The 7,046-nt window shown below is 60.2% G+C and carries 6 protein-coding genes and 1 pseudogene; 6 read left to right on the top strand and 1 reads right to left on the bottom strand.

Annotated elements, in window-relative coordinates:
- Nucleotides 1-245 (top strand): annotated as a pseudogene (locus ACH2DG_RS18575) (collagenase-like protease); the annotation flags it as partial.
- A 163-nt stretch (nucleotides 246-408) separates the two neighbouring features.
- On the opposite strand, the gene ACH2DG_RS18570 reads toward ACH2DG_RS18575, so the two are convergent.
- Entirely contained in the window at nucleotides 409-1,758 is a 1,350-nt protein-coding gene (locus ACH2DG_RS18570) for an MFS transporter (protein ID WP_395027937.1), read from the bottom strand.
- 186 nt (nucleotides 1,759-1,944) lie between these two features.
- Between ACH2DG_RS18570 and cyoA the strand changes: the two genes are divergently transcribed.
- From cyoA to ACH2DG_RS18545, 5 genes are all read left to right on the top strand, one after another.
- Nucleotides 1,945-3,000, top strand: coding sequence for a ubiquinol oxidase subunit II (cyoA, locus tag ACH2DG_RS18565; protein WP_395027935.1), 1,056 nt, complete (start codon nucleotides 1,945-1,947; stop codon nucleotides 2,998-3,000).
- Nucleotides 3,001-3,029: 29 nt separating this feature from the next.
- A complete protein-coding gene (cyoB, locus tag ACH2DG_RS18560) occupies nucleotides 3,030-5,033 on the top strand; it encodes a cytochrome o ubiquinol oxidase subunit I (protein WP_395027934.1) in 2,004 nt (667 codons plus the stop codon).
- Nucleotides 5,026-5,649, top strand: a complete 624-nt coding sequence (cyoC, locus tag ACH2DG_RS18555; protein WP_184707881.1) for a cytochrome o ubiquinol oxidase subunit III — start codon at nucleotides 5,026-5,028, stop codon at nucleotides 5,647-5,649. Before cyoB ends, cyoC begins: the two co-directional genes overlap by 8 nt.
- Complete coding sequence (cyoD, locus tag ACH2DG_RS18550; protein ID WP_395027932.1) at nucleotides 5,650-6,069, top strand: cytochrome o ubiquinol oxidase subunit IV; 420 nt, start codon at nucleotides 5,650-5,652, stop codon at nucleotides 6,067-6,069.
- A gap of 69 nt (nucleotides 6,070-6,138) precedes the next feature.
- Nucleotides 6,139-6,915, top strand: coding sequence for an SURF1 family protein (locus tag ACH2DG_RS18545; protein ID WP_395027930.1), 777 nt, complete (start codon nucleotides 6,139-6,141; stop codon nucleotides 6,913-6,915).
- Nucleotides 6,916-7,046: the final 131 nt, after the last annotated feature.

The raw sequence follows: 7,046 nt of genomic DNA, 5'->3' as shown, positions 1-7,046 counted from the left end.
GCTTCTCGATGAGCCTGTGCCCCAAGCAGGCCAAGGGCGTGATCGGCGTCAAGGGAACCATCAAGGCCGAGCCGCTGCAGCTCATCAACGGCAAGGAAAAGCTCACGCTGCGTTTTGACTGCAAGCCCTGTGAGATGCATGTGGTGGGCAAGATGAAGAAATCGGTGATGAACCAGCACTTCAAGGAAATGCAGGAGTTTCCGATGCAGTTCTACCGCTCGCGGCCCGCAGCGGCACAGAGCTGAAGCCCCTGCCCCATCCATGAAAAGAAAGAGCTGCCTTCAAGCAGCTCTTTTTCTACCAAGGCGGAGGCCGTCAGGTCAATCCACGGCTCCAGTCTTCAATAGACCATTCCCTGATAAAACCGGATCGTCGGATCGCCGGATCGCCGGATCGCCGGATCGGCGTTCAATCTGCGCTGGTGGATTCCCTCGACTCCAGCGCACGGTTGATGCCCAGGGCTACCAGCGTGCAGACGGCGCCAGACAGCAGATACAGGCTCACCGCGATCAAACCGAACTTGGCAGAGAGCCCCAGCGCCACCACAGGCGCAAAAGCAGCCCCTACCAGCCACGCCATGTCGGTCGACAAGGCTGCACCCGTGTAGCGGTACTGGGGCGAGAAGTTGGCAGTCACGGTACCGGAGGACTGGCCGTAGGACAGGCCCAGCAGAATGAAGCCGACAATGATGAAGATGTCATGGCCAATGACGCCGCTCGACAGCAGCATCGGCGTTGCAAGGCTGAACAGGCCAATCAGCACGGCCATGGCGCCCAGGGTATTGCGACGGCCAAAACGGTCGGCCAGCTTGCCCGAAGCCACGATGGCGAACGCGGCACATACAGCGCCCACCATCTGCACCAGCAGCACCTCGGTGATCGACTGGTCGGAGTACAGCAAAATCCACGACAGCGGGAACACCGTCACCAGATGGAACAGCGCAAAGCTGGCCAAGGCGGCAAAGGCGCCGATGGCAACGTGGCCACCCTCTTCATCAATCAGGCGGGTGACGCTCACAGGCTCCAACTCGCGCTCCTGCATAGCCTGGGTGTAGGTGCGGCCCAGCACCAGCTGCAGGCGGGCAAACAGTGCCACCACGTTCAGTGCAAACGCCACAAAGAAGGGATAGCGCCAGCCCCAGCTGAGGAACTCGCTCTCGCTCAGGGTGCCGTACAGGTAGGCAAAGAGGCCTGCCGCGATCACAAAGCCCAACGGCGCTCCCAACTGGCCGATCATCGCGTACCAGCCGCGCTTGTCAGTGGGCGCGGTCATGGCCAGCAGCGATGGCAGGCCATCCCACGAACCACCCAGTGCCAGGCCCTGCGCAAAGCGGAACAGGGCCAGCAGCACGATGGCTGTTCGGCCTATCGATTCATACCCGGGTAAAAATGCGATACCGACCGTTGCAACGCCCAACAGAAACAGGGCGATGGTCATCTTGGCGGCACGCCCCCAGCGACGCTGGATGGCCATCGAGATGGCAGTCCCCACGGGACGGGCGAGAAATGCTATAGCAAATATAGCAAACGACAGCAGCGTGCCATTCAGCCTGGAAAAGTGAGGAAAGAAGACGGTCGGAAAGACCAATACCGACGCTATGCCAAATACGAAAAAGTCGAAATACTCCGACGAACGGCCGATAATAACGCCGACCGCAATTTCGCCAGGTGTGACGTCATCATGCACAGCGGACCGTGTATGTTGATCAGCGCTGTGATTGCTGCCGACAGGAGATGCTGCGTAACCGAGACTACTCATACAAAAGCTCCTTCCTCAAGCTGTAACAGGCCTGTTACGACCGTACCCATTCAGGAGCCTAGCAGGGTACTTTTTGAGAGGACGTAGGACAAAATGTCCAATCGACAGGCCTGCCTCTAGCATTTACATTTGGCGGGATTTTGCAATCCATGTTTCTACCTAAGCGCGCTTGCCGTGCCTTTTCGCATGCCTGATCTCAAAAAACTTCGCGGGCCCTCGCGGCTCGTCGCGGCGTTACTAGCCGCCGCCAGCCTTGCGGGCTGCAATACCGTTGTGCTCAACCCCGCCGGGGATGTTGCTGCGCAGTCCGGCAATCTGGTGATCATCGCCACCTTGCTGATGCTGATCATCATCGTTCCGGTCATGGTGCTGATCCTGCTGTTTGCCTTCAAGTACCGCGAATCGAACGAGCCCGCTGACTACGACCCCGAATGGCACCACTCCACGACCCTGGAGCTGGTGATCTGGTCGGTGCCGCTCTTGATCATCATCGCGCTGGGCTCCATCACCTGGATCTACACCCACAAGCTCGACCCCTACCGTCCGCTGGACCGCGTGGACGCCAACCGCCCCGTTCCGGCCGATGTCAAGCCGCTGGAGGTGGAAGTGGTCGCCATGGACTGGAAGTGGCTGTTCATCTACCCCGAGCAAGGCATCGCCACCATCAACGAGCTGGCGGCTCCCGTGGACCGTCCGATCCGCTTCAAGCTGACCGCCACGACCACGATGAACGCGTTCTATGTGCCTGATCTGGCCGGCATGATCTACGCCATGCCTTCGATGCAGACGCAGCTCAACGCAGTGATCAACAAGCCTGGCGTGTACAAGGGCATGAGCTCGCACTACAGCGGTGCAGGCTTTGCCGGCATGACCTTCAAGTTCCACGGTCTCGCCGACGGCGACTTCAACGCCTGGGTACAGAAGGCCAAGACCGAAGGCGCCACTCTCGACCGCGCCGAGTACGTGAAGCTGGAAAAGCCCAGCGAGCGCGATCCCGTCCGCCTGTTCGGCAATGTGGACAGCACCCTCTACCACGCCATCGTCAACCGCTGCGTGGAAGCGGGCAAGATGTGCATGGACGACATGATGGCCAAGGACGCCATGGCCAATATCAATGCCCGCACCAAGGCTGGCAAGAGCGTTTCGCTGCTGCCGCAGGATGACGTGTGCACGGCCGCCAATGCCACGCAAGTGGTGGCCGCCCTGCGTGTGGACGAGACCGCCCCCACCGTGGCGCAATAACCCATCGCGAATTTTCAAAGAGACTCAATATGTCCGTAGCTACTAACGCAAGCCATGACCCGCTTCTCGGGCGGCTGACATGGAATGACATACCGATGGTGCATGAGCCCATCGTGTTGTGGACCTTTATCGCCGTGGTCCTGGGCGGCCTCGTCGTCGTTGCCGGTATCACCAAGTTCAAGCTCTGGGGTCCGCTGTGGAAGAACTGGATCTGCTCCATCGACCACAAGAACATCGGCATCATGTACATGATCCTGGGCCTCGTCATGTTCCTGCGCGGCTTTGCCGACGCCGTCATGATGCGCGGCCAGCAGGCCCTGGCCGCTGGTGACGCCATGGGCTACCTGCCCCCGCACCACTACGACCAGATCTTCACCGCCCACGGCGTGATCATGATCTTCTTCGTGGCCATGCCTTTCGTGACGGGCCTGATGAACTATCTGGTGCCGCTGCAGATCGGTGCGCGCGACGTGGCCTTCCCGTTCCTGAACAACTTCAGCTTCTGGATGACCACCTCGGGCGCCGTGCTGGTGATGGCTTCGCTGTTCGTGGGTGAGTTCTCTACACTGGGCTGGCTGGCACTGTCGGGCCTGGGTGAATACCACCCTGGCGTGGGTCTGGATTACTACATCTGGGCACTGCAGATTGCCGGTGTGGGCACCACGCTTTCGGGTATCAACCTGATCGTGACCATCATCAAGATGCGCGCCCCGGGCATGAACCTGATGAAGATGCCCATCTTCACCTGGACCTCACTGTGCACCAACGCCCTGATCGTGGCTTCGTTCCCGATCCTGACCGCCGTGCTGGTCCTGATGACCCTGGACCGCTATGTCGGCACCAACTTCTTCACCAACGAGCTGGGCGGCAACCCCATGCTGTACGTGAACCTGATCTGGATCTGGGGCCACCCTGAGGTCTACATCCTGATCCTGCCTGCGTTCGGCGTGTTCTCCGAAATCGTCGCCACCTTCTCGCGCAAGCGCCTGTTCGGCTACACCTCGATGGTGTATGCGACCGTGTGTATCACCATCCTGTCCTGGCTGGTGTGGCTGCACCACTTCTTCACCATGGGCTCGGGTGCGAGCGTGAACTCGTTCTTCGGCATCACCACGATGATCATCTCGATCCCCACCGGGGCGAAGATCTTCAACTGGCTGTTCACCATGTACCGTGGCCGCATCAAGTTCACCGTTCCCATGCTGTGGACCGTGGGCTTCATGCTGACCTTCACCATCGGCGGCATGACCGGCGTGCTGCTGGCCGTTCCTCCGGCTGACTTCGTGCTGCACAACTCGCTGTTCCTGATCGCCCACTTCCACAACGTGATCATTGGCGGCGTGGTGTTTGCCGTGTTCGCCGGCATCAACTACTGGTATCCCAAGGCGTTCGGCTATCGCCTCGACGAGTTCTGGGGCAAGGCATCGTTCTGGTTCTGGTTCGTCGGCTTCTGGGTTGCCTTCACGCCGCTCTATGTCCTGGGCCTGATGGGTGTGACCCGCCGCGTCAACCACTACGAAGACACTTCGCTGCAGATCTGGTTCATCATCGCTGCGTTCGGCGCCGTGCTGATCGCACTGGGCATCGCCTGCTTCTTCATCCAGTTGTTCGTCAGCTACCTCAAGCGCGACCAGCTGCGTGATGTGACCGGTGACTGCTGGAACGGCCGTACCCTGGAATGGGCTACTTCCTCGCCTCCTCCCCAGTACAACTTCGCCTTCACGCCAGCCGTGCACGACAGCGATGCCTGGTGGGATATGAAGAAGCACGGTTTCAAGCGCAAGCTCGACGGCTTCGTGGAAATCCACATGCCCAAGAACACCGGTGCCGGCTTCGTGATCTCGATGATCGCCCTGGTCTTTGGCTTTGCCATGATCTGGCACATGTGGTGGCTGGCTGGCCTGAGCTTTGCCGGTATCGTGCTGGCCTCGATCATCCACACCTTCAACTACAAGCGTGACTACTACATCCCTGCTGCGCAGGTGGAAGTCACCGAAGAAGCCCGTACCCAACTGTTGGCCCGCCATGTCTAATCACAATACCCTCGCCGGCGCGACCGGTACCCGCGACTACTTCCTCAAGGAAGAGCCGCACGTCGAAAACGGCACTGCTCTGGGCTTCTGGCTCTACCTGATGAGCGACTGCCTGATCTTTGCAGCCCTGTTTGCCACCTATGGCGCCCTGGGCCGCAACTATGCAGGCGGCCCTGGCGGCGCCGAGCTGTTTGACCTGACCCTGGTGGCGATCAACACAGCCTTGCTGCTGCTGTCGTCCATCACCTTCGGCTTCGCCATGCTGGCCAAGCAAAAGGGCTCGGTCAAGGGCACGATCACCTGGCTGATCATCACCGCCCTCTTCGGTGCAGGCTTCCTGGGCGTGGAACTCTATGAATTCCACCACCTGATCCATGTGGGCGCCGGCCCGCAAAGCAGCGCTGCCATGTCGGCCTTCTTTGCACTGGTGGGCACCCACGGTCTGCACGTGACTTTCGGCCTGGTGTGGCTGGTGGTGCTGCTGCTGCAGATCGGCAAGCATGGCCTGACCCATGAAAACAACCGCCGCCTGATGTGCCTGTCGATGTTCTGGCACTTTCTGGACGTGGTCTGGATCGGCGTCTTCTCCTTCGTATATTTGATGGGAGTGCTGTAAATGAGCGCACAACACAATCACGCCGCACACGGCCACGATGACCACGGTCATGACGATGGCCCGCACAGCACCTTCTCGGGCTACATGATCGGTTTCTTCCTCTCGATCATCCTCACCGCCATCCCCTTTGCCGTGGTGATGGGCGACGTGTTCGAGAACCGCACCACCACCGTGGTGGTGATTGCCTTCTTCGCTGTCGTGCAGATCATCGTTCACATGGTCTATTTCCTGCACATGAATGGCAAGATCGAAGGCGGCTGGACCTTGATGTCCACCATCTTCACCATCGTGTTCGTGGCAGTGACGCTGGCTGGCACCTTGTGGGTCATGTACCACATGAATGCCAACATGATGCCTGGCCACAAGCACACGGCGCCTGCAGCTGCCACGCAACCTGCACAGGACCACACCAACCACTGAGCTGTTTTGACCAACGAAACGCAACGGAATGCGGATGTAAAGCCCCCGCGTTCCGCCCTCTTCCAGGCGATGCTTGCATGTGTAGGCATCGCCTTGTTTTTAGGCTTTTGCGCATTGGGCACCTGGCAGGTATACCGCCTGCAATGGAAGCTCGATCTGATCGACCGGGTGGAGCGCCGCGTCCATAGCGCGCCCCAGCCCCCTCCTGCGCCATCCAGCTGGCCCCGACTGGATGCCAAAGCGCAGGAGTACCAGCCCACCACCCTGCATGGCCAATGGCTGCCCGCACAGACCGTGCTGACGCAGGCCACCACCGCACTGGGTGCAGGTTTTTGGGTGATGACACCGCTGCAACAGCCTGACGGCTCCCAGGTGCTCGTCAACCGCGGTTTCGTGCCTGACGGCCTGCGCAGCAGCTGGAGCGATGCGGCGCAGCTGGCAGCAGCAACACCGACTGGCAACGTCACCGTCACCGGCCTTTTGCGCGCCACCGAGCCCAAAGGGGGATTTCTGCGCAGCAATGATCCGGCAGGCAACCGCTGGTACTCACGCGACGTGCAGGCGATTGCACAGGCGCGCGGACTGGCGCAGGCGGCCCCGTTCTTTGTCGATGCAGGCCTGCCGGACGACGGCCCCACCGTGGTGGGCGAGGCCAAACGCAACAGTAACGCAGATCTGCAAAGCCAGCAATGGCCGCAGGCCGGGCTCACGCAGATCCGCTTTACCAACAACCACCTTGTCTATGCCCTGACCTGGTATGGCCTGGCCCTGATGGTGGCGGGTGCCGCGTGGCTGGTGGTGCGCCACCAGCGGCGTGCTGACAGCGGCCATGGAGGCGTGGATTAAAAATTCATAGCATGCCACGCTGCAGCTTGCTACATTTCGGGCATAAAAGCATCGACAATCCACCAAAGAGAGCGCCAGCCGCTCTCTTTTTTATTTCACCGGGGCGCAATGCAGCGGCGTTTCATGGTGTG

Origin of the sequence: Comamonas odontotermitis, assembly GCF_040396735.1 — a bacterium.
Classification (GTDB): Bacteria; Pseudomonadota; Gammaproteobacteria; order Burkholderiales; family Burkholderiaceae_C; genus Comamonas; species Comamonas odontotermitis_C.
This window is presented reverse-complemented; position numbering and strand designations above follow the sequence as displayed.

Bases quoted from the DNA above. Each gene is read 5' to 3' on its own strand.
- ACH2DG_RS18570 (WP_395027937.1), bottom strand. From the start codon at position 1,758: ATGAGTAGTCTCGGTTACGCAGCATCTCCTGTCGGCAGCAATCACAGC.
- cyoA (WP_395027935.1), top strand. From the start codon at position 1,945: ATGCCTGATCTCAAAAAACTTCGCGGGCCCTCGCGGCTCGTCGCGGCG.
- ACH2DG_RS18545 (WP_395027930.1), top strand. From the start codon at position 6,139: ATGCTTGCATGTGTAGGCATCGCCTTGTTTTTAGGCTTTTGCGCATTG.
- cyoB (WP_395027934.1), top strand. From the start codon at position 3,030: ATGTCCGTAGCTACTAACGCAAGCCATGACCCGCTTCTCGGGCGGCTG.
- cyoC (WP_184707881.1), top strand. From the start codon at position 5,026: ATGTCTAATCACAATACCCTCGCCGGCGCGACCGGTACCCGCGACTAC.
- cyoD (WP_395027932.1), top strand. From the start codon at position 5,650: ATGAGCGCACAACACAATCACGCCGCACACGGCCACGATGACCACGGT.